This is a genomic window from Nonomuraea cavernae (assembly GCF_040655715.1).
Lineage (GTDB): Bacteria > Actinomycetota > Actinomycetes > Streptosporangiales > Streptosporangiaceae > Nonomuraea > Nonomuraea cavernae_A.
This window is the reverse complement of record NZ_JBFAKL010000005.1, coordinates 301,588-327,307: the sequence shown is the minus strand read 5'-3', so window position 1 is coordinate 327,307 and position 25,720 is coordinate 301,588. Positions and strand designations below refer to the sequence as shown.

Sequence of the window (25,720 nt, the reverse complement as noted above, 5' to 3'; positions counted from 1 at the left end):
AAGCTCAAGACTCAAGCGGCCAAGCTCGATGCCAGGAACGAAAAACTCACCAGCGAGCTCGGGAAGACGAAGACCGCGCTGGATATCGCGGGAAAAGCATTCGCGCTGCTGGAAGACGTCTCACGCAGCGCGGATTCCGACGAGAGCTGAACCGGGTCATCGACCAGTACCGCGCCGGTTGACCCTCGGTGCCACTCGCGGCAGACACGTAAGGGCAAGGTTCTTCGCAAGGGATCGTCGATCCGTGCGGAGGTCGTGGCGGGCTTGACCTTGTCGCAAGGGCAGGGGTTTTACTGTTCGCCATGTTGCTGATAGGCGAAATCGCCAAGCTCGCGGGCGTGACTCCGCGGACCGTTCGTCACTATCACCGGATCGGGCTGCTTGCCGAGCCGGAGCGTACCGCCGGCGGTTATCGAAGCTACGGCATGAGCGCGTTGAGCCGCCTGCTACAGATCCGCAAGTTGGCCGCGCTCGGCATGGGACTCGGCGAGGTCGCCGATGCCCTGGCGGAGACGGGCGCGGTGGACCTGAGGGAGATACTGGCCGAGCTGGACGCGGAGCTGGCCGACGGAGAGTCGGAGATTCAGCGCCGCCGTGCCGTGATAGCGCACCTCCTTGAATACGGGGACGATCCGACGCTGTCTCCCGAGCTCGCCGCGGCCGTCCGCGGTTTTGATCTGCCCCAAGGCGACATCGGGATCCTCCGGGCGGCGGAGGTGGCGCTGCCCGAACTCGTGGACCCCTATCTCGCCGGTGTCGGGCAGGACTCGCCGTGGCAGGGGTGGAACCTGAAGCTGGCCGCGTTGGCGGACGCCGACGCGAACGATCCTCGCGTCGACGAGATCGCGGGTGAGCTCTACGCGATGCTGCCGGGTCTGCTGCCCACGGACGTCCCTACCGAGCTCACCGCGGACCAGACGTCCACCGTCGCCGCCACGGCACGGTTCGGGCAGATGATGTTGACCGATATGAGCCCTGGCCAGCGGCGGGCCATGGAACTTCTCGTCGAGTACGGACGACGAGAGCCGGAGAAATGGGGACAGTGACCAGCCGATCCCGCCATCTGCGCGGCACCCTCGGTGCCCATGACGCTCAGGGCGGCAAGACGGAAGGCCCGGTTCCGCTCAAAAAGCAATCGTGTTAACCCCTCTGCGGCCCCTGGCCGCCGATGAGGTCCAGCAGCGCCGCGTGGGTCTCCTGATCGGCTGCGACGACGAGCCCGCCCGCGCCGGTATGCGGCGGCTGGCCATCGAGGCCAGTCACCACGCATCCGGCGGCCCGGCACAACGCTATCCCGGCGGCGAAGTGCACGCTGTCATACAACCGGCCGTCTGTGACGTAGGCAGCTCGCCGGCCGGCCGCAACCCAGGCCATCGCCAAAGTGGTCGACACGACGCGCGGGCGGAACCGCTCGGCGAACCCCGCATCGGAGAGAAGAGCCGCAGCACGAAAAGCGGGTGAGTTCGGAAATGGCGGGTCCAGGTTGACCTCCACCAGCCGCGAATCCGGCGACGGCCTCAGCGACTCGTCCACGCCGTCGCGGCGGACCCGTGCCTGGACACCATCGGTCCAAAACACTTCATTGGCGAACGGGTCAACCGAGGCCGCCACCGTGATGTCCGAGCCCACGCGCAAGGCGACGTTCACCGCGACCAGCATGGTGTGCACGGCGTAGTTCAGCGTGCCGCACAGCGGGTCGACCAGCCACATGCGCACCGCCCCATCCGGACCCGTACGCCCACTCTCCTCGCCGGTCACGGCATCGCCGGGCCGAGCAGCGTGAAGAACGTCAAGTATGGCCTTCTCCGCTTCCATGTCGGCCGCCGTGGCGAAGTCACCACCGGATTTCTCCAAGCGCGCCAGCGATGCGCCGAACATAGTGCGCACGACGGCTGCTCCCACTTGCGCTGCCGTACGGGCCAGCTCAACATCTGTGATCATCATGAACCGCAGGGTAGATCAGGCAAGTCTTGCCGGAGCATTCGTGCTTGTCGTCGCCGAGATGGTCGGTGATGGCATCGACTGAGGCCCATGTTCATGGACCCGCGATGTACAAGCGCATCACCGAGGTCCGGAGCTGTCTTGCCGCAGCCTGGGTATCCAGGTGCCCGTCTGATTCCGACAAATATTTTTGTGTTGACGATATAAATCGTCGGTCGATATCGTTGGGGCATGTTCGAAGCCGGGGTGATCGAAGAGGCCGGTGTCGAGGGGGTGGCGCGCGACCCGATCCGGGCGCGGCCGCCGGTGCTGCCGATGGAGGCGTGCCCGGCGCTCGGCCTGGCGGCGATCAACGGGCTGCTCCGGCAGGAGGCGACCCGCAACCTGGAGATGCTCCGACACCGCGTCGCAGGGCGACGTGGGCGGCAATGACACTAAAGAGCCCTGATATGTCGTTTGAATTCCGTGAGGAGAACACCGTGGGCATGATCCATATCGACCTGTTCGCGACGCTCGACCTGGTTGGCCAGGCGCCGGGTGATCCCGAGGAGGATCCCGACGGCTTTCCGTTCGGGGGATGGCAGGCGCCCATGTTCGACGAGTCGGTCGGCCGGCAGGTCGGCGCCGGAATGGAGGGCATGGATGCCCTGCTCCTGGGCCGCAGGACCTACGACATTTTCGCCGCGTTCTGGCCGAACCAGGTCAACGGAGTCGACAGTGGGATCGCCACGCTATTCAACGGCGTCCCGAAGTACGTCGCCTCGCGGGGCAATCCGGATCTGGACTGGGCGGGCTCGACCCAGCTGGGGCCCGACTTGGTGAGCGCCGTGCACGAGCTGCGTGACAAGCATGAGCACGTCCACGTGATCGGAAGCTTGAATCTGGTGCAGACCCTCCTGCGGAAGCGCCTCTTCGACCGGCTCGACCTGTGGATCTTTCCCATCATGCTCGGCGTCGGCAAGAAGGTGTTCGACGGCGGTGTGGTGCCCGCCAACCTGGTGCTCCTGGAGCCGCCCGTCGCCTCGGCCAAGGGTGCCGTGCTCCTGCGGTACGGCCTCGGTGCGGGGACTCCCGGCAGCGGGGACATGCGGCGCGAAGACCGCGGCGTCGGCTGAGCCGGAGCGGGTCTCCGGAGGGCCCGGGTGGTGTCAGGCCGCTGTTGGAGGTCGGAGGTCGCGTCGCTGGGCTGGCGATGCCGGCGGTGCGGTCCAGAACTTGCCCAAGGGACCATTGCACGATGACGCCGATGCACGCGGCTCGGGCGTCGGGCAAGATCGCCCCATGCGCCTGGCTCGCAATTCTCTCGTCCTGCCTTTCACCTGGGCCGTCGGACTCGCCTCGCTCCTGACGCTCTTTGAGGTGAGCACTCCTGGCCTCTCCTACTGGGCATCAGCGCTGGCGCTGTACTGGCTGGCGCTCGCCATCTGGTTGGGACGGATGTTGGTCTCTGCCGGGCGCACGCGGACGTGGACGCCCCGGATGTTCGTTCCACTCGCACTGGTGCTGGGCACCGTGCTGCTGGTCAAGGTCGAGGTGCCCCTTCACGCGCGCTTCGCTCTGTCGGAGTCGAGTCTGGAGCGCCATGCCCGATCGATGCGCAGCGACCATCACAGTGATCGGTGGTGGGGTCTATACCGGGTGGACAGAGTGGAGAAAATCCCCGGAGGAGCGAGGTTCTTGGTCACCTCGCTCACCATGGATTGGGCGAGCTACGGCTTCGCCTACAGCCCGGATCGGGTACCGGATCAGGAAGAGGGCAGGTATGAGCACTTCAAAGGCCGTTGGTACATCTGGATCGAGGGAGTCTGAACGCCACGATCCGTAGCTTCCTGTCGAGCTGGCCGGATACACAGGCCACGGACCACGCCTACTCGTGAACATCCCACCAGTAGGTGCGGAAGGCCAGGTTCCAGAACATGGAGCCGGGCCTTTCGTCGTGCCACTGGTTAGCTCCACCAATCCTGCTCGGGCAGTCTGAGCCAGACGTCGGGTTGATCTGTGATCGAGCGGGCGTCGGTAGGCCGCAGGCCCGCGCCGCAGGCGAAGCAGTAGGCCACTGCTTGTAAGTGGTAGAGGTAGGCGGTGAGGATGTCCTCCGTGGGGTCGTCGTCGGTTACGGCGCCCCCGCCGGGATGGGTGTCCCATTCCTCGATGACGCCGTCACGGGCGACGGCTCCCTGGTCGCCGCTCTTGGGGTTGGCGAACATGCCGTAGCAGACGGAGCCGACCGACAAGCGCTTCATGACGCCAGGGGTGGACGCGGTGTATCCCCACGGCTGGAAGACGACGCATCCGCCCGGCACGTCCGTGATGCCGATGAGGGACAGGCTGTCGTCGAAGTCCGAGAACGGGTCATCCGTGATCTCTTCGACGTCGTTTTCATCGGCCGGTGTGGCCTCCAGCCGCCGTGCCGCCTCGGCGGCGGTGATGTCGGCCACACAGGCGACGCTGAAGCCGTCATCTTCCAAGCAGCCCAAGGCGGTGATCAGATGCCTGGCCTCGGCGACGGCGGCGGTCTCGGCGGCAGATAAGCCGGCCTCGCCGGGAGGAAGAGTGAACAGGTCAGGGGTCGGCGTGGCCAGGCTGAGGCGTCCCGGGCCGGTCGAGGGGGCGCATCCCCTCGTCTCCACCCAGGGACGGCTGAAGTCGACGGGATCCCGTTCGATCGGTTGATCGGGCGGGATCTTGGTCGTTCTGGTGGGTGGAGCGCCGGTTCGCTCAGTACCCGCTGCGGCGAGGGGCGGCGGTCGGGCGGCGGGAGAGATTGGTCGGGCCCGTGGGCTTGACGTCGCGCGCCGGCTGGTCGTGCCGGTGCGACGATCGGGCCTGATGCTCGGTCTTGGCCTGGGTGATCGTGGCGGGGAGTTTGATATGCATGCTTCCTCCTTGGGGTGCTAAGCCCTGGTGAGCCAGGTGACCTGGGCGCCGTTGTCGAAGGACTCGCGCCGGTTCGGGGTGAACAGGGTGGGGCGGAACTGCCCGGAGAACATGGGGATGCCCGCGCCGGCCACCACGGGGTAGCTCTTGAGGATGATCTCGTCGATCTCCGGGAGCAGGGAGGCGGCGAGTTTGCCGCCGCCGCAGAGGTAGATGTCCTTACCGGTGTCCTCGGACTTCAACCGCCGGATGAGCTCGATCGGGTCGCCGGCCTCCACCTGCACCGTGGGGTCGTCGATCGTCAGCGTGCTGGAGACGACGTACTGGCGTAGGTGGGAGTACGGGCTGGTGGTGGGGACGTCCAGGGCCGGCTCGTAGGTGCCGCGGCCCATCACCAGCGTGTCGAAGACCTTGTTGGGTGTGCCGTCCAGGCCGACGAGCTTGCGGACGTGGGTGGGGAGCGTCTCGGGGTAACGGTCGTTTATCCAGGCGACCATCTGATCCGACACGGGGTAGAAGTCGAACTCGGCGTTGGGGCCGGCGATGTACCCGTCGAGCGAGACGGCGATGTAGTAGACAAGCTTTCGCATATCGATTCACTCTCTATGTAGTACTCTGTTTAGAGTGGTCAAAACGTAGTACTACAGACGGAGTGGTGTCAAGTGCGGAAGAATCCCGAGCGGCGGCAGGCGCTGATCGATGCGGCCATCGAGGTGCTGGCCAGGGAGGGCGCGCGAGGGCTGACCTTCCGGGCCGTCGATGCGGAGGCGGCGGTGCCCCCGGGCACGGCGTCCAACTACTTCGCCAACCGCGACGACCTGTTCACCCAGGTCGGCGGACGCATCTATGAGCGGTTGCTGCCCGACGAGGCCACGATCGCCCGCGGCCGGGAGGGCGTGCAGGACGAAACCCGCTACACCGAGCTCATGCACGAACTGGTGGATCGGGTCTCCGCCTTCAATTCCGGCTACCTTGCCCTGCTCGAGCTCCGGCTGGAGTCCACTCGGCGTCCTGAGCTGCGCGCCGTGCTGACCAAGCGCATCCGCGAGGACATCGACGCCAACATCGGCTACCACGCCGCTTCGGGTCTGCCCGGCGACTCGACCGCGGTGGTGCTCCTCTACCTCACTCTCAACTGGCTTATCGTGGAGCGGCTGACACTGCCCGACATCTTCACCGAGCAGGAGATCCACGAGCTGGTGGACACCGCCGTGCGAAGATCGCTGAATGCCTGACCTCTGAGGCCGCCCGGCGATTCCGGGATACGATCACTCCTCGCCGTTCGCGACCTGCGCGATCCGGGCCATGCGAACCGTCGCAGCCTCCACACCGTCACCGAATCGGAGCGGCGAGACGCCTCAGGTCAGCCGGCGGCATCCGGTTCGCTCGTCTCCCCCGATCTCGGCAGCTTCGCCGGGTTGACCACCAGGTTCAACTCGGTGATCCGGCCACCGCTGATCTCGATGCCGATCACGCCGATCACCTTCGCGTCCAGGCTCAGCACGACACCGTCGCCGCCGGCCAGTCGTACCGGGCGGAGAGTCACACTGGCGTAGCGGCGGGCAAGCCCGGACAGCAGCGTCATGACCTGCTCCCGGCCGTGTACCGGCACGCGCGCCGCGTGAACCGCGCCACCGCCGTCGGAGCGGAGCACGACCTGGGGATCGAGCAGGTTGACCAGTTCCGCGAGATCCCCGTCCGAGGCGGCCTTGAGGAATGTGGCGGTGATCCGCCGGTGCTCCTCGGCGGAGACCGGTACCCGGGGTGGCGCGTCGGCGCGAACCCGCCGGCGCGCCCGCGACGCGAGTTGCCGGCATGCCTGCGGGGTGCGGTCGACCACGGTCGCGATCCGGTCGAAGTCCATGCCGAACACGTCGTGCAACACGAACGCGACCCGTTCGGCAGGCGTGAGACTCTCCAGCACCAGGAGAACGGCCGTACGCACCGACTCCCGCAACACGCTCACCTCGCCGAGGTCCGAGTCGTCGTAGGCGACCAGCGGTTCCGGCAGCCAGGTGCCGACGTAGGTCTCGTGGCGAGCGCGGGCCGAGCCCAGCATGTCGAGGCAGATCCGGGAGGTCACCGTCGTGAGCCAGGCTCGTGGGTGCTCCAGCTCCGCGGGCGCGGAGGTGCGCAGGCGGATGAACGCCTCCTGCACGGCGTCTTCGGCATCAGCGGAGCTGCCCAGCAGGCGGTAGGCGACGGCGAACAGGTAGCGGTGATGCTGGCCCCAATCGTCCATGTCACATGATTCTCGTCTACGTCGTCATCCGGTCATGAAGAGGATCACCGTTGTCGGCGGCGGGTTCGCCGGACTGGTCGCCGCCGTTTCCTGCGCCGAGGCCGGAACACAGGTCCGCCTCCTGGAGGCGCATCACACACTCGGCGGGCGAGCCCGCGCCACCGCGCCGCCGTACGTGGCCCACGACGGCCCCCACGTGCTCTACCGCGACGGAGCTTGGTGGCGATGGCTCGCCGAGCGCAACCTGCTCGGCCCGCACTCCGGCGTACCGCTACTCGGTCTGGCCGGATTCCGGTTCCGCCACGGCGATCGGCTGCGCCGTACCCCACCGCCCGCGCTGTCGCGGGTGCTGGCACACCGCCGTCGACGCGCACCGGTCGACATCGACTTCCACACCTGGATCCGCGGCCACCACGGAGAGCAGGCCGCGTCGGCCGCGTCGAACCTCATGGGAGTGGCGACCTTCTACGCGGAGCCGGGCCGGCTCTCGGCCGCGTTCGTCTGGGAGCGGCTGTTGCGCGTGTTCGCGCCAAGGCCTCCCGCGCGCTACCTCGCGGGCGGCTGGAACGGACTCATCGACCGGATCGCCGCCCATGCCCGCACCCTCGGCGTCAGCATCGAGACCGATGCGCGCGTGACCGACCTGCCCGCGCCACCGGTCGTCGTCGCCACCTCGCTGGACGCCGCCGGCCGCCTGCTCGGTACGACGCTGCCCAGCGTGGAGAGCGGCCGGACGCTCCTGCTGGACCTCGCCGTACGCGCAGATCGTCGCGACGCCTTCGTCGTGTCCGACCTGGACGCGGCCGGCTGGCTGGAGCGCTACACCCTGCCTGACCCGAGCCTCGCCCCGCGCGGCGAATCGCTGATCCAGGCCCAGCTGCCCCTGCGGGGAACGGAAGGCAGGGCCGACGCGCTGGTGCGGCTGGAGGAGTTGGTCGACCAGGCCCTGCCCGGCTGGCGCGAGCGGACCACCTGGCGGCGTCACAGCGTCGCCAACCGCCGTACCGGCGCGCTGGACCTGCCCGGTCAGACCTGGCGCGACCGGCCGGCCGTCGAACGCGGCGACGGCGTGTTCCTCGCCGGTGACATGGTCGCCGCGCCGGGCCTGCTCAGCGAGGTGTCCTTCCACAGTGCCATCGCCGCCGCGCGCGGCGCCCTCGGCGAGCCCGTGAAGAAGCCGATCGCCCCACCCGCGATCCACTGACCTCCACCGAGGCCGGCCGCTGAGCGTGCCGGGCGGGTACCCGCCGGCCGATGCTCAGGGCACGTATCACCGCCGAGGTCCTGCCAGATCGCCAGGGCAGGGCCTTGACGGTGCCGGCCGGCGCGGGCTATCGCTCGCCCGCACCCGCACCGCGTCGTAACGCATTCCGGGGTTCGGTCAAGTACAAGGTGTAAGCACTGTTGGACGAAGGGAGCCCGGCTCGTGCGGCTCAACCAGGTGGAACCGGCGGACCCGTTAGCTCGGACGCAGGCTTTCGAAACCTTCTACCTGCGGCATTTCGACGCGATGACGCGGTTCATCGCACGGCGGGTGGTCGACCCGCACGCGGTGGCCGACCTGACGGCGGAGACATTCCTCGCGGCGCTGCACTCCCGGGACACCTACCGGCCGGGACGGGGCAGCGAGACCGGGTGGCTGTACGGTGTCGCGCGCAACGTGCTGTCGGTCCAACGACGCCGCAGCGAGCGCGAGGTCCGCGCCGTCGAACGGGTCGTCGCGCGCCGGCTGCTGGACGGCGACGACATCGCCGACCTGGCCGACCGCATCGACGCGGAAGAGCCCGCCCGGCGGGCACTGTCGGCCATGGCCGACCTGCCGGAAGGGGAGAGGGCGTTGCTCGAGCTCGTGGTCATCGACCAGCTGACGGTGGCAGAGGCGGCCCAGGCCCTGGGCATCAGGGTCGGCACGGCCAGAGTCCGGCTGCATCGCGCCCGCCGGACTCTGCGGAATGTACCTGGCGTAGCGGCGGCTCTCGTGACGGAAGGACTGTGATGACGGTGTCGTTCAGGGACAAGCTGCTCGAGGAACTGCGTGCGGAGGCCGCCACGGTCCCGTGGGAACCCCGGCCGGCGCGCCGACCCACCCGCCCTCTGGTGGCTGCGGCGGGGTTGGCCGCGGCGGTGGGCGTAGCGGTGGCGGTCGTCATACCGCTGATGTCGGACACGCCGGCGTTCGCCGTCGTCAAGAATTCCGACGGTACGGTCACCGTGCGGATCAACGAGTTCGTCAGGCCCAAGGAACTGGAGATGAGGCTGAGAGAGGAGGGCGTGCGAGCAGTGATCGATTACGTCCCCTACGGGCAGACCTGCCGCGAGCCGCGAGGCGAGATCGTGCCTCAGCCGGAACGGATGCCGCTGAGACGAGCCGAGAACTCGATGGACTTCTGGATCGACCCGAAGGATCTCGGGCCGGACGAGACGCTCGTCGTCCAGATGCACTCCGCCAACGGCGACCCGGCCAAGGGCAATGGAGGCCGCGTCGGGGTCATCCGCGGACCGGTCGCACCCTGCGAACTCGTTCCAGCCGAGTTCAGCGGCGTAGAACGCGAGTGACCCAGCCCAGGGCACCCGCCCTGGCGAATCTCCCGGGATGTCCACACCCCGGAGGAACGCCACCCTGGGTTCCTTGCCGGAAACCCAACAGATGGCTCAGGCGGGGACGGGTTCCTGGTCAGCATCGTCAAAGGGAGGGTAGCTCTCGCCGGCCATTCGATCGGCTGCATCAATGTAGTGGGTAAGAGCGTCGCGGGACTGGGCGAGCCTTGCCATCTGATCGTCCAGTCGCTGCAGCCGTGACCGCATCGCGGCCAGCAACTCGGGACATCCGAGGAGCTCCGGGGCCTCTCCGACCGCGCAAGGCAGCAGGTACGCGATGTCCTCAGAGGACAAGCCCGCACCCAGCAGGTGCCGGATCTGCTTCACCCGCAGCACGGCGTTCTCGTCGTACTCGCGGTAACCGTTCGCGCCGCGGTCTGCCTCCAGCAGGCCCTGGGCTTCGTAGTAGCGCAACTGATGGGCGTTGACGCCCGTCCGACGACTAAGTTCCCCGATCAGCATCGAACCCTCACTTGACCTTCACACCGGTATCAACGTTGACGATGCTGCCATGAACAGCAAAACCGATACACCCGTGACAGTCATCGGACTCGGACTGATGGGCCGGGCACTCGCCGGCGCGTTCCTGAAGGCCGGGCATCCCACCACCGTGTGGAACCGCACCACCTTCAAGGCCGACCAGCTGGTGGCCGAGGGCGCACGGCTAGCGCCGACGGTTGGCGACGCGCTGAAGACAGGTCCCCTGTCGATCATCTGCGTCTCCGATTACCAGGCCATGTACGAGCTGCTCGTCGCGAGCGATAGCGAGCTGGACGGCAAGATGTTGATCAATCTGACCTCGGGCGACTCGGCCCAGGCCCGGGAAGCCGCCCAATGGGCCGAGCAGCGTGGTGCCCATTACCTGGACGGCGCCATCATGGCCATCCCGCCGGCGATCGGGACCGCCGAGGCGCTGATTCTGCACAGCGGGCCGCGGTCGGGCTTCGAGGCCCACAAGGCAACGCTCGATGTGCTCGGCACCGTCACCTACCTTGGTGCGGACCATGGGCTGGCGGCTCTGTACGACGTGGCCGGCCTCACCATGATGTGGAGCGTCCTGAACGCGTGGCTCCACGGCACGGCCCTGCTCAGGACGGCCGGTGTTGACGCCGCGACGTATGCGCCGTTCGCGCGGCAGATGGCTGCCGGTGTGGCCGAATGGCTGCCCGGATATGCCGAGCAGATCGACAGCGGCTCCTTCCCGGCCGAGGTGTCGACCCTGGAGACCGACGTGCGGGCGATGGCACACCTGGTCGAGGAGAGCGAGGCGGTGGGGGTCAACGCCGAACTGCCGAAGTTGATCAAGGCGATGGCCGACCGCTCGATCGCCGCCGGACACGGTGGGGAGCAGTATCCCGTGCTGATCGAAGAATTCAGCAGACCCCGCAACGACTGACCGATCCCGATACCGGGATCTCAGCGCTGTCGGTGAGGCCGGCTCCGTGGCGGGGTCCCGGAAACGATCATCTCCATTCCGGGAGGCGATCTTCTAGGCTCCGACCCGCCCCAGCTCACACCCACAGGTGAACACTCCACCCAGCCCAAAGGCCGTTTCCAGAGCGTTGGAAGCGGCCTTTCGCGTTGCTGGGTGACCAACTGAGTGACTACGCCTGATCAGCGGCGGCCAAGGTCCTCGATCGCCGGCACGACGGCTGTGATGAGGCACCCCAGTCCCACGCCTACCCGTTTCCGGCCAGCGCCTCAACCACAGATCGTGAACTCATGCGAGCCATGAGCGTCGTTGACAGCAGGATCCGCATGTCTCTCCCCCTGAGTTGAAGACCAGAGCGGGGTGCGACGGACGAGTCGCCGGAAATGTCGGATACCTGATGTTCACTAAGTGCCAGGAATTGCCGCTTCAAGCCAGCTGAGAAAGGTGCTTGGTGGCCTGGTCCTTCTGCCGCCGGTGCCGCACTCCTGCTCGCGGCTCGCTCGTCACGCGCGCGGCCCGGGGGCTGTGGCCGACCCGCTGCCGACCGTTCGGAATGGGGGACGACGGTGATCACTTCCGTGGTACGACTCGACGACGTGCCGGCCAGCGAACGGTTCGACTTCTGGTGGCAGGCCGTCGCCCGATCGGTGGTCTCGGTCAGCGCCTCCAGTGATCGGGCAGCCGACTTCTGGGCCGAGATGACGACGATCGACCTCGGTTCGGTACCGATCTCCCGGGTCAGATGCGCCGGCTTCGAGGCGCACAGGAGCATGAGGAGGATCCGCAGTTCGGATCCCGAGGCGTACCTGATCTCCCTCGTCCTACGCGGCAGTTCGGGGATCCTGCAGGAGGGCCGCGAGACGCTCCTGGCGCCGACCGATCTGATGCTCTACGACACCTCCCTTCCCTACAAGGCGTGGACGGCGAGCGATCCGCGTGACACGGCGACGGGGCGGCACCAGGCCGGTTCGGACGGCCTGGTGCTGCAGATCCCGCATGACGCTCTGCCGTTTCCCGCACCGGAGATCCGGCGTCTGCTGGCCGCCAGGATCGCAGGGCGACAGGGCGTCGCCGCGCTGCTCGGTGACCTGCTTCGCGGAATCGTGACCCGATCGGACGAGCTGTCGACCGCCGACGTCGGCCGGCTGTCCACCGTCATTCTCGATTTGGTCATCGCGGTGCTCGCCCACGAGCTGGAAGTCGCCCCCACTCCGCTGCTGACCGACCCCGGCAGGACACTCACTCTGCGGATCCGGGCGTTCATCGAGCAACGGCTGGGACAGGTCGATCTGTCGCCCGCCGTCATCGCCGCCGCCCACCACATCTCCCTGCGCCATCTGTATCGGATGTTCCAGCAGGAGGGACATACCGTCGGCGGCTGGATCCGACAGCGGCGGCTGGAACGCTGCCGTCGCGCCCTGGCCGATCCCCGGCTGGACGGCATACCGATCAACGCCATCGCCGCCCGGTGGGGTTTCCCGAACGATTCGCACTTCAACCGCACCTTCCGCAGGGCATTCGGCGTCACCCCGGCCGGCTACCGGTGGCAGGCGCGGAAAGGACGGCTCATCCGGGACAACTGACAGCCGGCCCGGTCATCACCGCCGCGTGCCACGCCTGCGACCGCCGCCGCAGACAGGGACCCGGGGCGGTCAGCCGGGGCCGGGGGCGGCCGCGTGGCGGACCACCACGCCGAGCAACCGGTCGCCGGGGACGAAACCGCAGTGGCGGGAGTCGTAGGAGTCGGCGGCGTTGTCGCCGGAGACGACCAGGCAGTCGTCGGGGACGGTCGTCTCGGAGACGTGGGCGAGGGCGCCGAAGCCGCTCCTGGGCACGGGATCGCCGGGCGCGGCGGTCACGCGTTTGATGCTCCAGGGCTCCCTGACCGCGAGGTTCCAGGCCGGGGGATAGCTGAGCCTGACCACCACCACCTGACCGGTCCGCACCGAGCCGATCGGGGCGCGGCGGACCCAGACGCGGTCGCCCGAGCGATAGGCGGGTTCCATGCTCGCGCCGGACACGGAGACCATGACGTAGCGGCGGCGCAGCCACAGGACGGCTCCCGCGATGGCCGCCGCGCACACCGCCAGGGTCACGACGATGACGCTCACTGCGGGAATCCATTCGGTTGGCGCGTGGCGGTTTCGGCATAGCCCTGGGCCTGGAGCCGGAACATCCGCGCGTACGTCCCGCCGGCGGCGAGGAGTTCTTCGTGGGTGCCCTGTTCCTTCACGGCGCCGTTGTCGAGCATGACGATGAGGTCGGCGTCGCGGATGGCCCCGAGCCGGTGGGAGATGAGCAGGCTGGTGCGGCCGGACCTGATCATCCGGAGCCGGGTGTGGACGTCGTGCTCGGCCTCCGCGTCGAGGCCCGCGCTCGGCTCGTCGAGGATCATGAGGTCGCGGGACCGGCGGAGGAAGGCCCGGGCCAGGGCCACGCGCTGCCACTGGCCGCCGGACAGCACCACTCCCGTCTGCGTGTCGTCGTCGCCCGAGTCGCCGAAGAACATCCGCGTCAGCAGGGTCTCGTAGCCGAGGGGCAGCCCGCGAAGGGTCTCGTGCACGCCCGCCGTGCCGGCCGCGGTCTCGATGCGGCCGCGGTCGCCGAGCGCGGTGAGGTCGCCGAGGGCGACGTTGTCGGCGGCGCTGAAGTCATAGGCCATGAAGTCCTGGAACACCGCGCCGATGCGCGCGCGCAGCGCGGCGGGGTCCATGTCCCTGATGTTGACGCCGTCCCACAGGATCGCGCCCTTCGTGGGGTCGTAGAAGCGGCAGAGCAGCTTCACGATCGTGCTCTTGCCCGAGCCGTTGTGGCCGACGAGCGCGAGCGTCGTCCCGGCGGGGAGGAACAGGTCCACGCCGCGCAGCACCCACGGATGCCCGTCGCTGTAGCGGAACCACACGTCGCGCAGCTCGATGCCGTGGCGCAGCGCGGGGCTGCCGAGCGGTTCCGCCGGTGCGGGCAGGTCGGGTCCGTCGTCCACCACCGCCGCGTAGTGGCCGAACATCATGAGCTGCTGGTGGCCGCCGGCGATCGCGTCCACCACGGAGTCCAGCGCGCCCTGCACGCCCATCACGGCTGCCACGAACATGGACACGTCGCCCACGGTGAGCTGCCCCTGGACGGCCGCGAACACGGTCCAGGCCAGCCCGGCGCCCGAAACCGCCGCCGACAGCGTCGCGAGCGCCGCCTGGACCAGCTGCTCGCGCCGGTCGAGGCGGCGGCGGGCGTCGTTGGCGGCCATGCGGTCGGCGAGCATCCGCCCGCGCAGGAACACGCCGAGCCCGAACAGCCGGACCTCCCTGGCCGCGTTCACGCTGGTCAGGAGGTCGGCGTAGAAGAACTCGCGGCGCTCGGTCGGGCCGATCGACAGCAGCACCGCCGCCCTGAGCCGCGAGAGCCGTACGGACATCATCAGGGCAGGCACCCCGGCCGCCAGCACGATGAGGGTGACCAGCGTGTTGATCACCAAGAGCGACCCGACGAACCCGGCGAGGGTGAGCAGGCCGCGGACGAAGCCGAGGACGCAGTCGACCAGCCGCCCGGGGGCGTTCGCGCTCTGCTGGGCGAGCCGCAGGCGGTCCAGGAAGGCGGGGTCCTCCAGCCGGCTCACGCCCACGGCCTGGTCGAGGGCGGTGAACAGCTCGTTCTGGGCCGAGAGCCCCACGCTGCGGTCGATCTCCCCCCGCAGGTACTGCGTCGCGTACGGCACGGCCGCGTTCACCAGGCCGGCCGCCGCGAGGCCGGCCACCAGCCCGGCGACCGCCGAGATGGAGCCGGCCGTCACCACCGTGTCGAGCGTCAGCTTGGTCAGCCAGGCGATCGCCACCGGGAACGCGGCCGTCAGCAGGGTGACGGCCAGGAAGCAGGCCATGGCGAAGGGAGCCGACCGGCAGGCGAGACCGATCGCCCGGATCAGCCCGGCCGCCAACGGGCGAGGGTCGGGCGTCGTCATCTCTCGGCGGGCGCCACGAGCCTGGCGACGTCACGCTCGACCGCGAGGACCGTCCCTTCGCTGTCGACCAGGCAGAACGCGGGATACTCGGTGACGGAGAAGGCCCTGGCGACCCCGCCGGCGAAGTCCTCGTCCACGACGACCGTCGCCACCTGCCGTAGTTCGGCGGCCATCTCCGCCGTCGCGGCCTGCTCCCCGGGCGCCACGATCGCGAGGATCAGGCGGCGGCCCCCGATGCGCTCGCGGGCGTGGGCGAGGAATCCTGGCAGCTTCTCCACACAGGGCGCGCAGCCGGGGCTGAAGAACGCCACCAGCGTCTCACCCGACAGGGAACTCCTGCCGATCTCCTCCCCGTCGAGGGTGGTCGCGGTGAACTCCTCGACGGCGGCCCCCACCGCCGGCAGCCCGCCCTCGAACACCCCTGCCGGCCCGGCCCGCAGCAGTCCTTCGAGATGGGCGGTGTGCTCCTTCAGACGGCGGACGATTCCGAGCGTCAGGACAAGATCCAGTGCGCACACCGCCCCGACCAGGACGATGGCGGCCCACATCACGGCCATTGCGTGCTCCCTTCGAGCGTCCCGACGGCTACGACAGCCTCGGGCCGAACAGTTCGCCGAGTTCCTCAAGACGTACGACGATCGCGGCCGCCGCGAGCGCCGCGACCGCGGTGACCGCCAGCCCGGCGGTCTCGGCCGCGCCGAGCGGGCCGGGGTCGAACGTCAGCCCCGCGGCGACCGCGCCGAGGAGCAGTGCGTTGCGTACGAGATGCCACCCGCTCAGCGGCGCCGACCCGCCGAAGCACCGGCAGGCGGTGGCGACGCCCCGGCGCAGGGCCAGTGCGATGGCCAGCCCGAAGGCGGTGACCAGTACGCCCGCGAGAGTCAGCGCCACGAAGGGCGCGGGGGCCAGCAGCAGCACCACGGCTGCCTCGGCGGCCACGACGAGGGGGGCGACCAGCCTGGCGGCGGCCGTCGGGGCGCTCCCCGAGGGAAGAAGGGCGCCCAGCAGTTTCCGCGTCGACTCCACGAACTCCCGCCGGTCCCCCTTGAGCTTGCTCACGACGGAGACGGCGAAGACGAGGGCGACGAGCCAGCGACATCCGAAAGTGAGGTATTCCACGTGTACTCCCAGCGCCGATCCGACCGGCCGGTGATTCCGGGGCCGCCGTGCCCGTGGCGGGGCACGGCGGCCCCGTGCCTTCCGCCGGTCAGCAGCAACCGCCGGTCAGCAGTAATCGCCGGTCAGCCTGCAGCCCGTGCACGCCGAGCCGCTGGAACAGTGTTCGATAGCAGTGTTGGAGGTACGTGCGGCCGCTAGCAGCTGCCGCTGGTCACTGTGCAACCCGTGCACGCCGAGCCGCTGAAGCAGTGTTCGATGTAGGTTCCCCTCCGGCGGGTGCCGTTGCTGTAGGTGATGCAGCAGCTGCGCACGCACTGGCAGGGACCCGACGCGAGGACCGTCATCTTGGGGACCAGCCGCTCCAGCAGCCTGTCGCCGAACCTCATGATCGTTTCGGTCATGGATATTCACCTCCCTTCGAGATCTCGTGTGCCGAGGCATTCGCGTGACCGTGAACAAAGAGGTAAAGGGGGAGTGGGGCGCCCGGGTCCTGGTGGCCGTCGGCGCCGCCGGTCATCGTGGTGGTGAAGGGTACGATCCGGCCGGTTGCGGGTGCGGTGTCTGCCTCATGAGGCCATTGCCCGTTCGAGCGCTCCTGGCCATGAGCATGGCACGGGCGCGCATCCGCCGCTTTTCCGTGCGTGCCACGCCTGTTGCCCGTGCGTGCCAGGATCCGCGGCGACGGGGGAGGGGTCACGGCCTCCTGGCGGCGAACCTGGCCGTCGCGCCGTCGCCGCGCACACGTCGCAACCCGGCCTTCTCCAGGACGCGGACGGAGGCCACGTTCGCCGGCTCCACGTCGGCGAACACCTCGTCCACGCCCGGGGCGGTGAGCCCGAAGGCGGTCATCGCCCGGGTGGCCTCTGTGGCGTATCCGCGCCCACGCCGGGACTCCACGATCCCGTACCCGACCTCGATGACGCCGTTGTCGGGCGGCCAGAACAGCCCGATCGCGCCGACGGCCAGACCGCTCTCCCGCTCGACGATCTGGCGCTGGCCGTACACGTGCATGGCCTCGGGGCGCTCGGCGACGAAGCCGGAGATGCGCCGGTCGGCGGCGGAGGGGAAGTCCTGCGCCCAGTGTGCGAGCCGGAGGCCGCCGATGACCGCGGCGATGTCGCCGGGGGGCCACAGACGCAGCACGAGCCGCTCGGTGGTCACATCCGAGCCGGTCAGTGAGAAGGAACCGGTCAGTGAGAAGGAACCGGGCAGTGAGAAGGAACCGGGCAGTGAGAAGGAAGGGGACACGCGGCACTCCTGATCGTTCGTACGCCTCGGGAACGCGGCCCGGGCGAGGACGGACTCATCGAAGGAGCGATCGAAGTGGGTCCATCCATATCGAACCACGATTCGGGCGCCGTCGTCCTGCCGGTGCTTCAGGGATCGGCGGTAGCACGACGACCGGGGGGAGTGTCACGTCTCATCGCGGCTGGATCCGATCGAGCCGCCGCCACTGGTCGTCGCTCAGCCGCAGGCTCGCCGCGGCGACGTTCTCCTCCAGGTGACCGATCGCGCCGGTGCCGGGAATCGGCAGCACGACAGGCGAGCGGTGCAACAGCCACGCGAGCGAGACCTGCGCCGCCGTGGCGCCGAGTTCCGCCGCCACGGCGGCGATCTCGGCCGGCGCCTTCGATACCGCGGGGTGGACGGGTCGCCAGGGCAGGAAGGCGATCCCCGCCTCGGCGCAGGCGTCGAGCACGGCCTCGTGCTCGCGATCCAGCATGTTGTAGCGGTTCTGCACGCTCGCGACGTCGATGATCCGCAGCGCCTGCTGGAGCTGGTCGACGGTGACCTCGGACAGCCCGATGTGACCGATCTTGCCCTCGGCCTGGAGGTCGCGCAGCGCCCCCAGCTGGTCGGCGAGGGGCACCGTCGGATCGACGCGATGCAGTTGGAGCAGTTCGAGCCGGTCGACGCGGAGCCGGCGCAGGCCCTGCTCGACCTGGTCGCGCAGGAAGTCGGGCCGTCCGCGGATCGCGGCCTCGTGCGGGGGGTTCGGCGGCGCGACCCCGACCTTCGTCGCGATGAGCAGGTCGTCAGGATAGGGGTGCAGCGCTTCGGCGAGGAGCTCCTCGTTGGCGCCCCAGCCGTACATGTGCGCGGTGTCGATCAGGGTGACGCCCAGCTCGACGGCGCGCCGGGCTACGGCGATGGCGGCCTCGCGAGCCGGTCGGGGTTCGGTCGGCAGGTGCATGGCCCCGAACCCGAGCCGCCGCACGCTCAGCTCACCCCCGATGCGGAACGTGCTCGACGGCAGGTGCCGGTGGGACGTGTCCAACTCGTTGTCGCTCACCCCCGCAACCTAGCGGCGCCCGGCACGCTTATCGTCGCCCTGCCAGGGCCACTCTCACCGGCAAGATCCGGGGCTCGGGTGTGGCGGCGGTGTGGAGGTATGGGGCAGGTAGCGTGCAATTCGTGGCGCGGCCGAGGCATCGCTCCTACCGTCGCAAGGTATGCGGACAGTGGACGTTCTGGTCGTGGGTGCGGGCCTGGCCGGCCTGCGCACCGCCCGCCTGCTCGCGCGGCGCGAGCTGAACGTGATGGTGGTCGACCGCCGCAGGTCGCTGTCGGCGGGCATCCGCACGACAGGGATCTTCGTACGCCGCACTCTCGATGACTTCGACGTGCCGGATCACCTGCTCGGGCCGGGTATCCGGGACGTGCTGCTGTATCCGCCGTCGCGGCGGGCGCCGATCCGGCTCACCAGCGACCGGGACGAGTACCGCGTGGCCGACATGGCGGCCGTCTACGAGCACGCGCGTCACGAGGCGGAGTCGGCCGGGGCGCGGGTCCTCTTGGGCGTACGGTATGTCAGCGCGGCGAAGGGTTTTGTGCGGTTCGCGGGTGCGGAGCCGGTGACGGCCAGGTTCATCATCGGCGCGGACGGCCCCCGCTCGCGGGTGGCCCGCGACCTCGGGCTCGACGTCAACCGGCGCTTCCTCGTCGGCGCCGAACTCGTCCACCCGATCGCGTCGGGCACGACCACCCCGGCGTTCCACTGCGTGCTGGACCCCCGTGTCGCTCCGGGGTACCTGGGATGGGTCATCGACGACGGCCGGCACGCGCATGCCGGCGTCGCGGGATATCCGAACGCGATGCGCACCGGTATCCGCCACCTGCTGGACGCCTTCGTCGCGGATGCGCCAGGCCGCGCGGCGCCGACCGGTCCGGTTGAGCGTCGAGGTGGTCCGATCCCGGTCGGCGGGGTGCTGCGACGGTTGGCGTGCCCCGCCGGGCTGCTCGTCGGAGACGCGGCGGGCGCGGTGTCTCCGCTGACGGCCGGTGGGCTGGATCCCTGCTTACGCATGTCCGAACTGGCCGCGGCGGTCACCGCCGGTTACCTGCGTACCGGTGACCAACGCCTGCTGAGCCGGTACGACGGGAACGCGTTGCGGGCCCGGTTCCGAGGCCGGCTGTTGCTGCGCCGCGTGTTCGCCGGCATCCGATTCCCCGCTGCGGCGGAGGCGGCGGTGACTGTGCTGCGCGGTCGTGCCGGTCGTGTCTTGGCGGCGCGGGTCCTGTTCGGCGACGGCTCGTTTCCCGAAGTCGATCCACGGCTCGTGGACCTGGCGATCGACCACCCTGGCCGGTGACGCCGACCGGTTCGCCCGTGCCGGGACGCCGGTGACGCCGACCGGCTCGCCCGTGCCGGGACACCGGTCACGTCGTGCTGGTCGTACCGGCCTGACCGGGGTTCTCGGTGCGCAACCGCCAGGAGATGATGGCGAGCCAGCTTGAGATGATCACTGCGCCGGCGGCGAAGCGCAGGCTCGCGCTGTCCTCGCTCCACGGCGGGACCGTGAGAACGAAGGTGGTGATGCCCACGGCGGCGCAGTACGTCGCCCAGCCGCGCCGTCCTTGACCGGCGAACCGCCGGGCGAACACGAGACCGGCCACGATCAGGGACAGGAACGCCGCGGCCGCGAAGACCACGTGCAGGGCGCTGTTCACGCTGAGGTGCTCGGGCACGCCCTCAGGGGCGCCGACCGGCCAGCCCAGGGCGGGGTCGGGGGCGAAGATTCCGCCGCCGATCATTCCCACGCCGTAGACGCCGACCAGAGCCGGTCCGAACGTGCCCGCCCGTCCGGGGCGCAGGGTTCGCCGGAGGCCGACCGCGAAGAGGATGGCCAGCAGGCCCGTGACCACGAAGTTCGCGATCTGGAGCCAGCCGAGGTCGCCGAGGGTCAGCGAGCTCAGCGCGTGCCGGGGCAGGTCGAAACCGGCGCGGGTGAAGGCCTGCGCGAACGAGACGACGGGGAAGAGCAGCCCGGCGACCGTGCCGCAGCTCAGCAGGAGCGTGGTCGGGCCGTGGTGGGTGGGCGTGGTGCCCGTGGAGGAGGTCGCGGTCATGGTCCCGGTCCTTTCACGACAGGTGCGTCCCGTGCGGGGCGCCGTATGGCATGACTACGAACGGGATGCGGGCGGATGGACACTCATCGGTGGATTCACCGACGGCCCGCTCGGTCGTGTCGCGCGGGATCAGGCGCCGGGCTGCTCGACCGCGTGCAGCCTGCGGCGCAGGTGGGCGCGTTCGGGTTCGGTGCCGGCCAGTTCGAGCGCCTCCCGGTAGGCCGCCGCGGCCTCGGTGAGCCGGCCGAGCCGGTGCAACAGGTCGGCCCGCGCGGTGGGGAAGGGGAGGTAGCCGCGCAGCGCCGGCTCACCGGCCAGGTCGTCCAGCAACGCCAGCCCCGCCTCCGGTCCGTCGCGCATCGCCACCGCCGCGGCCCGGTTCAGCGCGACGACCGGGGACGGCGTCAGCGCGAGCAGCACGTCGTAGAGCGCGACGATCTGCGGCCAGTCGGTGGTGGCGAGGGTCGCGGCCTCGTTGTGCAGGGCGGCGATCGCGGCCTGCACGCCATACGGGCCCGGGAGGCCGCCGGTCAGGGCGGGCGGCACCAGGCCACGGCCCTCCTCGATCATCGTGCGGTCCCAGCGGCCGCGGTCCTGCTCGTCGAGCAGCACCAGCTCGCCGTCCGGGCCGGTCCGGGAGTCGCGCCGGGCATGGATCAGCAGCATCAGCCCGAGCAGCCCGGCGACCTCCTGTTCGGCGGGCATCAGCCGGCGCAGGATCCGGCCCAGCCGGATGGCCTCCTCGGCGAGGTCCAGCCGCTGGAGGTGCGGGCCCGAACTGGCCGCGTAGCCTTCGGTGAAGATCGAGTACACCACCTGGAGCACGCCCGGCAGCCGCTCCGGTAGCTCGTCCGCGCCGGGCACCCGGAACGGGATCCGGGCCTCGCGGATCTTCTTCTTCGCCCGGACGATCCGTTTGGCCATCGTCGCCTGCGGGACGAGATAGGCCCGCGCCACCTCGGGGGTGGTCAGCCCGGCCAGGCAGCGCAGAGTCAGCGCGCCGCGGTCCTCAGCCGGCAGAGCCGGATGAGCGCAGGTGAAGAACAACTGCAGCCGCTCGTCCGGCAGGTCACCTGCGGCCACGTCCGTGGCCGGGGCCGCCGCCCGTTCGGCCTCCACCTGAAGGATGGCCAGCCGGGCGGCGAACGCCTGGTCGCGGCGGAGCCGGTCGACCGCCTTGCGTCGTGCCGTGGTCATCAGCCAGGCACCCGGCTTGGGCGGGACGCCGTCGACCGGCCAGCGGGTCAGCGCCGCCTCGATCGCGTCGGAGGTGACCTCCTCGGCCAGGTCGAGGTCGCCGAAGCGGCGGACCAGGGCGGCCAGCAGCCGGCCGCGTTCCTCACGGAACACCGCCTCGACGGACGCCACCGGCGCCCCGTCCGGTGTCCCGGTGGCGGCGGCCGGGTCGTCCATCGTGGCCTCAGCCGCCGAACTCGGCGACCGGCCGCACCACGACCGACCCGCCGCCGCGCGCGCCGGGGCAGCGGGCGGCCCAGTCCAGCGCGACGTCCAGGTCCGGCACGTCGATGACGTAGAAGCCGCCGAGAATCTCGCGGGTCTCGGCGAACGGACCATCCGTCACCGTCCGCCCGCCGTCCCGGCCGACCCGCACCGCGGTGGCGGTGACCAGGTCCGCCAGCGACTCCCCGGAGACCCAGATCCCCGCCTCCTGCACCTCCTTGTCAAAGGAGACCCAGTCCTCGACCGTGCACTGGTCGGCGGCGTCGGCCGTCTCGGCGGACGCACTCTGGATCAGCAACATGTACTTCACGATCGCACTCCTGTCCTGTTGTGGCGCGTGCGGCGCTGTTCGCCGTACGAGGTCACCACGAATGGGACACGGCCAGATGGACACGTTCGCGAAGAATACTTTTGCGACCCGACCCCCGTCGCCTCCTGTCCGCGTGGGACGGCGGCGGCGAATGAGGGACTTGAGCTCGGTCAGTGGACCAGGTGGCGAATCAGGCGATCCGGTAGGCGCGCAGCACGGTCTGCTCGACGGTGTTGCCGGCGGTGTCGGTGGACTTGGCACGCAGTGACACGAACCCCTGCCCGGCGGGGTGGCCGAGCACGACCTTGCCGTCCTGGACGCGCGCCCGCGCCCAGGTGGCACCGTCGTCGTAGGAGACCTCCACCGTCAGGCCGCGCGGCTTGCCCGCCGTGCTGTCCGGCATCGGTCGGACGCTGACCGGGATGGTGAAGCGGCGGCCCGCCGGGGCGGTGTTGTCCACATTCAGCTCAGGGGAGAACCTGATCACGGACAGCGGCAGCCGGGTGGTCTTCGCCGTGGTCGCCGAGCGGAACGTCCAGGTCGCTGAGACGCTGGTGGACAAGCTCGCGGGAGCACCCCGCTCAGCCCGTGCCACCAGCTTGTAGGCGGCCTCACCGGGCGGCACGGTGAGGTCGGCGGTCAGGGAGTCGGCCTCGCCGACCAACTCGCCGTCGCGATGGAGCGCGACGTGCGCGGTGGCGCGCGAGGAGTAGCCGAGGGAGCCGCGGCCGTCTCCGAACATCCACAGGTTCGTTGAGATCACCTCACCCGTGCGGGCGGCGGCGTCCGTGTCTTCCTCGCTGTCCTGCAACGAGGGACCGAACACGCCTCGGTTCCACCGCTCGGTGGTGACCTTGCCGGCCGGATAGCGGGTGTAACCCGACTGGAACTGGTTGAGGCGGCCGTCCGTGCCGTACTCGAGGAGGAAACGCCGCCAGCGGATGCCGTCGTCGGTGTTGACGTACTCGGTGCGGACGGACGGCGTGGTGAAGTCGTCCATCGACAGCCAGGCCCGGAACTGGCCTTCGCGCGGCGCGGCAGCGCCGGACGCCGCAGCCTCCGCGTCCGGCAGGTGCCGGGCGTAGTCGGTGCGGATCATCGCGAGGTTCTCCTTGACCACGTCCCGGTGGAATCCGGTGGGCAGGCGTCCATCCACGAACCAGGCCAGCCGGTAGGTTTCCGCGCCGGCCCAGTGGCCCCCCACCTTCGTCCGGAACCCCTCGTAGGTGCGATCAGGTCCGAGCTGGGCGGTGAACGACCGATCCAGCCGCCTTGGCAGCCAGCCCCTGTTGTACAGGTGACCGTCGGCCGAGCGCCACTGGTAGACGACCTCCCCCTGTAGCAGCACGGCGTCCGCGGCGGGCAGCGTGACCGACATCGGCCGGCCGAGCCGGGCATCGGCTTCCACGGTTCGCGGCTGATCGAGCATCAGTTCCGGCTGGACGAGCAGCGTGACACCGTCCTCGCTCACCACCGTGGTATCCACCTGCCATCTGCCCTTGGGCAGGCGGATGGTGAAGGGATTCTGCTCGCCGAAGACCGTGATCGAGGACTGCTCGGTGTCCAGACTCCTGATCGACATCTCGTACCGGCCGGTGGGAGCGCCGGACCGGTCAGTGTGGTTGACCGTCAGCTCGTAGCTTTCGACCTCCTTCTCCACACCCACGGGCGTGGAGACGCTCAGCCCATCCGGGCCGGTCGCCACCACATGACCGCCGAGCAGCCCGTCGGGCCCGTCGATGCGGGTGTCGGCGGTGACGATCGCCTCGGCCTGGCCGCCCGCCGGCACGGTGAGGGTGGCCGGCGTGACCGTGAACGTTCTGCCTGCCCGGGACTCCAGCGTGAGCGTGACCGGCCGGTCATGGTGGTTGTGGTAGGTCAGCTTCCTGGCGATCGGCTGGTCGTCGTCATGCGGCCAGGTCTGCAGACCGTACCCGAGGCCGGGCGGGTCGGCCGTCACGCTCTGGGTGGTCGCCCGGTCGGCGTCCACCCGGCCCGCGCCCTGCGTGAAGACGCCGAGTTCCGGGTTGGCCTTGGCCGAGGCCATCAGCGCGGCCTTGAGCGTGCCCGCCTTCCAGTCAGGGCGCGCTCCGGCCAGCAGGGCTGCCACTCCCACCACGTGCGGGGTGGCCATCGAGGTACCGGACATGGCCTGGTACGACCCGTCTCCGGGGCTGTCCTTGCTTCGCGCTGCGGTGATGTCCACGCCGGGGGCGGTGATGTCCGGCTTGAGGCCGCCGTCACCGGCCCGCGGTCCGCGGTTGGAGAACGCGGCGTGCTCGTCCGCCTTGGTGACCGCACCGACGGCCAGCGCGGCGTCCGCGCTGGACGGCGAGCTCACCCCGTGATCCAGCCCCTGGTTGCCCGCAGCCGCGACGAACAGCGTTCCGTACCGCTCGGTGAGCGTCTGGACTGCCGTCTCCAGCGGATCCGTCCCCGGCTCGTCCGGGCCGCCGAGACTCATGTTCACCACCTGGGCGCCCTGCTCGGCGGCCCACTGCATGCCGGCCAGGATGGCCGACTCACTGCAGAAGCGGCTCTCGCAGACCCGGCCGTCCAGCAGTGTGACGCCCGGCGCCACACCCTGATACCTGCCCTCGGAGGCCGTACCCTGGCCCGCGATGGTGGACGCCACGTGCGTACCGTGTCCGATCAGGTCGCGCTCGTCCGGCGTCTCTGTGAAGTCGGCTCGGGCGGCGACCTTCCCGGCCAGGTCGGGATGGGTGGCGTCGATGCCGGTGTCGAGCACCGCCACCTTGACACCGGCTCCGGTGAGGCCGTGCGCCCAGGCCGCCGGGGCACCGATCTGCTTGACGCTCGCGTCGAGCGACAGGCTCGCGCGGCCGTCCAGCCAGATCTTGCCGTCGCCGGCGATGACGTCTCGCCAGAAGCCTGTGGCATGCGCCCGCTCCTGCCGCACGGCGTAGCCGTTCACCGCCGCGAGCGCCCTGGTCCGCGTGGCGCCCCGCAGCGTACGCGGCTGTGAGTCGCCGGTGACGATGAGCGGCAACGCGCCGTGCGGGTCGCCGTAGCCGTGCTTCAGCAGCGTCGTCACGTCGAACAGGCGCGGGTCGAGCCGCCCCGCCCTCAGCAGCGGTACGGCGTCGCTGGGCACGACGCGCAGTCGTCCGCCGCTGTCGTCGGTGCTGAACGTGATCTCCTCGCGGCCCGCACCGCGTTGGATCATCGCGGTCAGGTCGTCGGTGACGGTGACCCGGTCGCCGGTGACGAGCGTGACGGTACGAGCGTCGCCGCCGCCGGGGCCGGGCGCCGCTTTCGCGGGCAGTGGGACGAGCAGCGCAGTGGCGACGGCTAACGCCGCGCCCGCTGTAGTGAACGTGCGCAAGGTCCTGGACTCCGATTCATCGACAGTTGATCACTACTTCTCCGCCGATGCCGGAAATTCCTTCACGTACGGATGACGGGGCCGATTGA

28 protein-coding genes are annotated in these 25,720 nt (G+C 69.8%); 11 read left to right on the top strand and 17 right to left on the bottom strand.

Going from position 1 to position 25,720, the window contains the following annotated elements; translation table 11 throughout:
• Positions 1 to 302: 302 nt before the first annotated feature.
• Positions 303 to 1,046 (top strand): MerR family transcriptional regulator, encoded by a 744-nt coding sequence (locus AB0I38_RS10165; protein WP_358465047.1) that lies wholly within the window; start codon positions 303 to 305, stop codon positions 1,044 to 1,046.
• A gap of 94 nt (positions 1,047 to 1,140) precedes the next feature.
• Here the strand turns inward: AB0I38_RS10165 and AB0I38_RS10160 are convergent, their stop codons facing one another.
• On the bottom strand, positions 1,141 to 1,944 hold the full coding sequence (locus AB0I38_RS10160) for an inositol monophosphatase family protein (protein ID WP_358465044.1): 804 nt from the start codon (positions 1,942 to 1,944) through the stop codon (positions 1,141 to 1,143).
• Between the two features lie 228 nt (positions 1,945 to 2,172).
• Between AB0I38_RS10160 and AB0I38_RS10155 the strand changes: the two genes are divergently transcribed.
• The 3 genes from AB0I38_RS10155 to AB0I38_RS10145 all read left to right on the top strand — a co-directional run bounded on the left by AB0I38_RS10155 (position 2,173) and on the right by AB0I38_RS10145 (position 3,750).
• A complete protein-coding gene (locus AB0I38_RS10155; protein WP_358465041.1) occupies positions 2,173 to 2,373 on the top strand; it encodes a hypothetical protein in 201 nt (66 codons plus the stop codon).
• A gap of 17 nt (positions 2,374 to 2,390) precedes the next feature.
• Positions 2,391 to 3,056, top strand: coding sequence for a dihydrofolate reductase family protein (locus AB0I38_RS10150; protein ID WP_358465038.1), 666 nt, complete (start codon positions 2,391 to 2,393; stop codon positions 3,054 to 3,056).
• 166 nt (positions 3,057 to 3,222) lie between these two features.
• Positions 3,223 to 3,750: a hypothetical protein gene (locus tag AB0I38_RS10145; protein WP_358465035.1), complete on the top strand. Its 528-nt coding sequence runs from the start codon at positions 3,223 to 3,225 to the stop codon at positions 3,748 to 3,750.
• Between the two features lie 137 nt (positions 3,751 to 3,887).
• On the opposite strand, the gene AB0I38_RS10140 is transcribed toward AB0I38_RS10145, so the two are convergent.
• The 3 genes from AB0I38_RS10140 to AB0I38_RS10130 form a co-directional block, all read right to left on the bottom strand.
• Complete coding sequence (locus tag AB0I38_RS10140; protein ID WP_358465032.1) at positions 3,888 to 4,571, bottom strand: DUF6461 domain-containing protein; 684 nt, start codon at positions 4,569 to 4,571, stop codon at positions 3,888 to 3,890.
• A gap of 88 nt (positions 4,572 to 4,659) precedes the next feature.
• On the bottom strand, positions 4,660 to 4,818 hold the full coding sequence (locus AB0I38_RS10135; RefSeq protein ID WP_189124037.1) for a hypothetical protein: 159 nt from the start codon (positions 4,816 to 4,818) through the stop codon (positions 4,660 to 4,662).
• Positions 4,819 to 4,835: 17 nt separating this feature from the next.
• Positions 4,836 to 5,408, bottom strand: coding sequence for a dihydrofolate reductase family protein (locus tag AB0I38_RS10130; RefSeq protein WP_358465029.1), 573 nt, complete (start codon positions 5,406 to 5,408; stop codon positions 4,836 to 4,838).
• 72 nt (positions 5,409 to 5,480) lie between these two features.
• Here AB0I38_RS10130 and AB0I38_RS10125 point away from each other — a divergent pair, with 72 nt between their 5' ends.
• Positions 5,481 to 6,053 (top strand): TetR/AcrR family transcriptional regulator, encoded by a 573-nt coding sequence (locus tag AB0I38_RS10125; protein ID WP_358465026.1) that lies wholly within the window; start codon positions 5,481 to 5,483, stop codon positions 6,051 to 6,053.
• Positions 6,054 to 6,181: 128 nt separating this feature from the next.
• Here the strand turns inward: AB0I38_RS10125 and sigJ are convergent, their stop codons facing one another.
• Positions 6,182 to 7,060, bottom strand: a complete 879-nt coding sequence (gene sigJ / locus AB0I38_RS10120) for an RNA polymerase sigma factor SigJ (protein WP_358465023.1) — start codon at positions 7,058 to 7,060, stop codon at positions 6,182 to 6,184.
• 34 nt (positions 7,061 to 7,094) lie between these two features.
• On the opposite strand from sigJ, the gene AB0I38_RS10115 reads away from it, so the two are divergent.
• The 3 genes from AB0I38_RS10115 to AB0I38_RS10105 all read left to right on the top strand — a co-directional run bounded on the left by AB0I38_RS10115 (position 7,095) and on the right by AB0I38_RS10105 (position 9,616).
• Complete coding sequence (locus AB0I38_RS10115; RefSeq protein WP_358465020.1) at positions 7,095 to 8,264, top strand: NAD(P)-binding protein; 1,170 nt, start codon at positions 7,095 to 7,097, stop codon at positions 8,262 to 8,264.
• A 222-nt stretch (positions 8,265 to 8,486) separates the two neighbouring features.
• Entirely contained in the window at positions 8,487 to 9,056 is a 570-nt protein-coding gene (locus AB0I38_RS10110; protein ID WP_358465017.1) for an RNA polymerase sigma factor, read from the top strand.
• A complete protein-coding gene (locus tag AB0I38_RS10105; protein WP_358465014.1) occupies positions 9,056 to 9,616 on the top strand; it encodes a hypothetical protein in 561 nt (186 codons plus the stop codon). Before AB0I38_RS10110 ends, AB0I38_RS10105 begins: the two co-directional genes overlap by 1 nt.
• A 96-nt stretch (positions 9,617 to 9,712) precedes the next feature.
• Here the strand turns inward: AB0I38_RS10105 and AB0I38_RS10100 are convergent, their stop codons facing one another.
• Positions 9,713 to 10,120: a MerR family transcriptional regulator gene (locus AB0I38_RS10100; RefSeq protein WP_358465011.1), complete on the bottom strand. Its 408-nt coding sequence runs from the start codon at positions 10,118 to 10,120 to the stop codon at positions 9,713 to 9,715.
• A 49-nt stretch (positions 10,121 to 10,169) separates the two neighbouring features.
• Between AB0I38_RS10100 and AB0I38_RS10095 the strand changes: the two genes are divergently transcribed.
• Positions 10,170 to 11,054, top strand: coding sequence for an NAD(P)-dependent oxidoreductase (locus AB0I38_RS10095; protein ID WP_358465008.1), 885 nt, complete (start codon positions 10,170 to 10,172; stop codon positions 11,052 to 11,054).
• 602 nt (positions 11,055 to 11,656) lie between these two features.
• On the top strand, positions 11,657 to 12,673 hold the full coding sequence (locus tag AB0I38_RS10090) for a helix-turn-helix domain-containing protein (protein WP_358465005.1): 1,017 nt from the start codon (positions 11,657 to 11,659) through the stop codon (positions 12,671 to 12,673).
• Between the two features lie 69 nt (positions 12,674 to 12,742).
• Here AB0I38_RS10090 and AB0I38_RS10085 read toward each other — a convergent pair whose 3' ends face one another.
• The 7 genes from AB0I38_RS10085 to AB0I38_RS10055 form a co-directional block, all read right to left on the bottom strand.
• Entirely contained in the window at positions 12,743 to 13,201 is a 459-nt protein-coding gene (locus AB0I38_RS10085) for a S26 family signal peptidase (protein ID WP_358465002.1), read from the bottom strand.
• Positions 13,198 to 15,021: an ABC transporter ATP-binding protein gene (locus AB0I38_RS10080; protein ID WP_358464999.1), complete on the bottom strand. Its 1,824-nt coding sequence runs from the start codon at positions 15,019 to 15,021 to the stop codon at positions 13,198 to 13,200. Before AB0I38_RS10080 ends, AB0I38_RS10085 begins: the two co-directional genes overlap by 4 nt.
• Positions 15,022 to 15,041: 20 nt before the next feature.
• Positions 15,042 to 15,602, bottom strand: coding sequence for a TlpA disulfide reductase family protein (locus AB0I38_RS10075; protein WP_358464997.1), 561 nt, complete (start codon positions 15,600 to 15,602; stop codon positions 15,042 to 15,044).
• Between the two features lie 28 nt (positions 15,603 to 15,630).
• Positions 15,631 to 16,164, bottom strand: coding sequence for a MauE/DoxX family redox-associated membrane protein (locus AB0I38_RS10070; protein WP_358464994.1), 534 nt, complete (start codon positions 16,162 to 16,164; stop codon positions 15,631 to 15,633).
• Between the two features lie 194 nt (positions 16,165 to 16,358).
• Positions 16,359 to 16,565, bottom strand: a complete 207-nt coding sequence (locus tag AB0I38_RS10065; protein ID WP_358464991.1) for a hypothetical protein — start codon at positions 16,563 to 16,565, stop codon at positions 16,359 to 16,361.
• 292 nt (positions 16,566 to 16,857) lie between these two features.
• Complete coding sequence (locus AB0I38_RS10060) at positions 16,858 to 17,412, bottom strand: GNAT family N-acetyltransferase (protein WP_358464987.1); 555 nt, start codon at positions 17,410 to 17,412, stop codon at positions 16,858 to 16,860.
• Between the two features lie 172 nt (positions 17,413 to 17,584).
• Positions 17,585 to 18,457, bottom strand: coding sequence for an aldo/keto reductase (locus AB0I38_RS10055; RefSeq protein ID WP_358464984.1), 873 nt, complete (start codon positions 18,455 to 18,457; stop codon positions 17,585 to 17,587).
• A 160-nt stretch (positions 18,458 to 18,617) separates the two neighbouring features.
• On the opposite strand from AB0I38_RS10055, the gene AB0I38_RS10050 reads away from it, so the two are divergent.
• Entirely contained in the window at positions 18,618 to 19,757 is a 1,140-nt protein-coding gene (locus tag AB0I38_RS10050) for an NAD(P)/FAD-dependent oxidoreductase (protein WP_358464981.1), read from the top strand.
• Positions 19,758 to 19,824: 67 nt separating this feature from the next.
• Here AB0I38_RS10050 and AB0I38_RS10045 read toward each other — a convergent pair whose 3' ends face one another.
• The 4 genes from AB0I38_RS10045 to AB0I38_RS10030 all read right to left on the bottom strand — a co-directional run bounded on the left by AB0I38_RS10045 (position 19,825) and on the right by AB0I38_RS10030 (position 25,631).
• Positions 19,825 to 20,514, bottom strand: coding sequence for a DUF998 domain-containing protein (locus tag AB0I38_RS10045; RefSeq protein ID WP_358464978.1), 690 nt, complete (start codon positions 20,512 to 20,514; stop codon positions 19,825 to 19,827).
• 129 nt (positions 20,515 to 20,643) lie between these two features.
• Complete coding sequence (locus tag AB0I38_RS10040; RefSeq protein ID WP_358464971.1) at positions 20,644 to 21,927, bottom strand: RNA polymerase sigma factor; 1,284 nt, start codon at positions 21,925 to 21,927, stop codon at positions 20,644 to 20,646.
• Positions 21,928 to 21,934: 7 nt separating this feature from the next.
• Positions 21,935 to 22,276 (bottom strand): YciI family protein, encoded by a 342-nt coding sequence (locus AB0I38_RS10035; protein ID WP_358465160.1) that lies wholly within the window; start codon positions 22,274 to 22,276, stop codon positions 21,935 to 21,937.
• Between the two features lie 199 nt (positions 22,277 to 22,475).
• A complete protein-coding gene (locus AB0I38_RS10030; protein ID WP_358464958.1) occupies positions 22,476 to 25,631 on the bottom strand; it encodes a S8 family serine peptidase in 3,156 nt (1,051 codons plus the stop codon).
• Positions 25,632 to 25,720: the final 89 nt, after the last annotated feature.

What these genes read in the sequence shown, in the direction of transcription:
- AB0I38_RS10160 (WP_358465044.1), bottom strand. Translation starts at nt 1,944, where the DNA reads ATGATGATCACAGATGTTGAGCTGGCCCGTACGGCAGCGCAAGTGGGA.
- AB0I38_RS10135 (WP_189124037.1), bottom strand. Translation starts at nt 4,818, where the DNA reads ATGCATATCAAACTCCCCGCCACGATCACCCAGGCCAAGACCGAGCAT.
- AB0I38_RS10045 (WP_358464978.1), bottom strand. Translation starts at nt 20,514, where the DNA reads ATGACCGCGACCTCCTCCACGGGCACCACGCCCACCCACCACGGCCCG.
- AB0I38_RS10040 (WP_358464971.1), bottom strand. Translation starts at nt 21,927, where the DNA reads ATGGACGACCCGGCCGCCGCCACCGGGACACCGGACGGGGCGCCGGTG.
- AB0I38_RS10145 (WP_358465035.1), top strand. Translation starts at nt 3,223, where the DNA reads ATGCGCCTGGCTCGCAATTCTCTCGTCCTGCCTTTCACCTGGGCCGTC.
- AB0I38_RS10115 (WP_358465020.1), top strand. Translation starts at nt 7,095, where the DNA reads ATGAAGAGGATCACCGTTGTCGGCGGCGGGTTCGCCGGACTGGTCGCC.
- sigJ (WP_358465023.1), bottom strand. Translation starts at nt 7,060, where the DNA reads ATGGACGATTGGGGCCAGCATCACCGCTACCTGTTCGCCGTCGCCTAC.
- AB0I38_RS10035 (WP_358465160.1), bottom strand. Translation starts at nt 22,276, where the DNA reads ATGTTGCTGATCCAGAGTGCGTCCGCCGAGACGGCCGACGCCGCCGAC.
- AB0I38_RS10100 (WP_358465011.1), bottom strand. Translation starts at nt 10,120, where the DNA reads ATGCTGATCGGGGAACTTAGTCGTCGGACGGGCGTCAACGCCCATCAG.
- AB0I38_RS10155 (WP_358465041.1), top strand. Translation starts at nt 2,173, where the DNA reads ATGTTCGAAGCCGGGGTGATCGAAGAGGCCGGTGTCGAGGGGGTGGCG.
- AB0I38_RS10130 (WP_358465029.1), bottom strand. Translation starts at nt 5,408, where the DNA reads ATGCGAAAGCTTGTCTACTACATCGCCGTCTCGCTCGACGGGTACATC.
- AB0I38_RS10095 (WP_358465008.1), top strand. Translation starts at nt 10,170, where the DNA reads ATGAACAGCAAAACCGATACACCCGTGACAGTCATCGGACTCGGACTG.
- AB0I38_RS10065 (WP_358464991.1), bottom strand. Translation starts at nt 16,565, where the DNA reads ATGACCGAAACGATCATGAGGTTCGGCGACAGGCTGCTGGAGCGGCTG.
- AB0I38_RS10050 (WP_358464981.1), top strand. Translation starts at nt 18,618, where the DNA reads ATGCGGACAGTGGACGTTCTGGTCGTGGGTGCGGGCCTGGCCGGCCTG.
- AB0I38_RS10075 (WP_358464997.1), bottom strand. Translation starts at nt 15,602, where the DNA reads ATGGCCGTGATGTGGGCCGCCATCGTCCTGGTCGGGGCGGTGTGCGCA.
- AB0I38_RS10150 (WP_358465038.1), top strand. Translation starts at nt 2,391, where the DNA reads ATGTCGTTTGAATTCCGTGAGGAGAACACCGTGGGCATGATCCATATC.
- AB0I38_RS10165 (WP_358465047.1), top strand. Translation starts at nt 303, where the DNA reads ATGTTGCTGATAGGCGAAATCGCCAAGCTCGCGGGCGTGACTCCGCGG.
- AB0I38_RS10105 (WP_358465014.1), top strand. Translation starts at nt 9,056, where the DNA reads ATGACGGTGTCGTTCAGGGACAAGCTGCTCGAGGAACTGCGTGCGGAG.